At 47.4% G+C, this 390-nt stretch carries 1 protein-coding gene; it reads right to left on the reverse strand.

Features of this window, described 5'->3' with window-relative positions; all coding sequences use genetic code 11:
* Positions 1-18: 18 nt before the first annotated feature.
* Positions 19-348, reverse strand: a complete 330-nt coding sequence (locus ACSZO1_RS22750; protein WP_437616683.1) for a hypothetical protein — start codon at positions 346-348, stop codon at positions 19-21.
* Between the last annotated feature and the right edge of the window lie 42 nt (positions 349-390).

Consider the following 390-nt stretch of genomic DNA (forward strand, 5'->3'; position numbering starts at 1 on the left):
AGGATAGCTTATCGGTAGCTAACCGTCCCTCCATCCACATGACCAAGCGTTGCACTTATTATCTGAATTCGCGCCATACACTTCCAGCAGTTTCAGTTTTAACTGACGCTGTCCGCGTCTGATGCGGCGATACTGACTTTCATAATCACCACGATCGTTTTCGGCTTCGTCGAGAAAAGCACTTTCATCAACCAGCTGTTCATCATGGGCCTGATAGACGGCAATAATCAGCTGCAACAGGCGCGCCGTCAGCGTGTCCCAGCTGCTATTAGACAGGAAATGGAAACCTTTTTTTGGCGTTCTGATCCCAGAACTTAAGGAAGGTGCGATTAATTCGATGGGAACCATTTTTTCGTCCTGTCATCGTATGGTAAATGAACAAAGAACCGC

It is taken from the genome of Erwinia sp. V71 (assembly GCF_965644245.1).
In the GTDB taxonomy this organism is placed as follows: Bacteria; Pseudomonadota; Gammaproteobacteria; order Enterobacterales; family Enterobacteriaceae; genus Erwinia.